This is a genomic window from Emticicia sp., from assembly GCF_049241225.1.
Classification (GTDB): domain Bacteria; phylum Bacteroidota; class Bacteroidia; order Cytophagales; family Spirosomataceae; genus Emticicia.
Map to the genome: position 1 here is coordinate 8,498 of NZ_JBMLRC010000367.1, position 1,288 is coordinate 9,785.

Here is a 1,288-nt window from a genome sequence, read left to right on the forward strand (position 1 = left end):
TCGAACCATTTTTTGATATGAAAATAGCATTCTTTTTCATCAGTGATAGTCTCAGCCTTAACCTTAATCTCTTGTGTTAGTTTATCAAATTCTGTTTGATTTTTGGATGTAATTTTATCCTCCCAACCAGCATAATTATCTTTTATTTTTTGGTAGGCAAAATCAAAGTTTTTTGAGCATTTACACTCTTGCTGAGAAAAAGATAACTGACTTATCAGTAAGCCGATAGCTAATAAATATATTTTCATTTTTGGGTTTACGATTTCCCAATAAGCAACCAAATTTCATGCCTAAGCCTTTATAATATTGCAAAAAATAAACGAGCCATATCTTTTTTGTAGATATGGCTCGTTAAAGTACTTTTCTCGAAAAATTATTGATAGGCTACAGCCGTTTGTCTCTGAGTTCCGAGTTTTTCGATACCCAATTCTACTACATCACCTGCTTTTAGGTATCTCGGTGGTTTAAAACCAAGTCCTACACCTGCTGGTGTTCCTGTTGAAATAACATCACCCGGAAGAAGCGTCATAAATTGGCTTAAATAACTTACTATCACAGGAATATCAAAAATCATATCATCCGTATTTGAATTTTGAAGTAATTCGCCGTTTAGTTTGAGCCATAAATCAAGCTTTTGAGGGTCGCCAACTTCATCAATTGTTGCTAAAAATGGTCCTAATGGAGCAAACGTATCGCAACTCTTACCTTTTACCCACTGTCCGCCACGCTCCAACTGAAACTCACGCTCGCTGTAATCATTGTGTAAGCAGTAGCCCGCAATGTAGCTCATAGCATCTTCTTTTTCTATATAACTTGCCTTTTTTCCAATCACAAAAGCCAATTCAACTTCCCAATCAGTTTTTACTGAGTTTTTAGGAATAATTACATCATCGTTTGGCCCGCAAAGAGCAGTTGTTGATTTGAAGAATACCACTGGCTCGGTTGGCTTAGGCATATTCGATTCTAAGGCGTGTTTTGCGTAATTTAGCCCGATACAAATGATTTTAGATGGTCGAGCTACGCATGAAGCCAATCGTACATCATCGGCCACAATTGGGCAAGAATCAGCATTTGTGCTTAGCCAAGTGCCTAGTCGTTCGATGCCATTGGTGGCAAAGAAGTTTTCGTTGTAGTCTTCGCCAAAAGCCGATACATCAATTTTTTTACCGTCGGAGAGAATCACTCCTGTTTTTTCGTTGGTTGGTTCGCCAAAGCGGAATAGTTTCATGCCCCCAGCCCCTAAAGGGGTGTTTAAATTAAAAATATGTTTAATAAGTTTCTATGCTAA

The 1,288-nt window shown here is 37.7% G+C and carries 2 protein-coding genes; both read right to left on the reverse strand.

What is annotated here, in order from left to right; all coding sequences use genetic code 11:
- A partial coding sequence (locus ACOVO2_RS19395) for a hypothetical protein (RefSeq protein ID WP_421771562.1) occupies positions 1 to 248 on the reverse strand: 248 nt, incomplete at its 3' end.
- 125 nt (positions 249 to 373) lie between these two features.
- The gene (locus ACOVO2_RS19400; protein WP_421771563.1) at positions 374 to 1,228 is read right to left on the reverse strand and encodes a fumarylacetoacetate hydrolase family protein; all 855 of its coding nucleotides are present in this window, start codon (positions 1,226 to 1,228) and stop codon (positions 374 to 376) included.
- Positions 1,229 to 1,288: the final 60 nt, after the last annotated feature.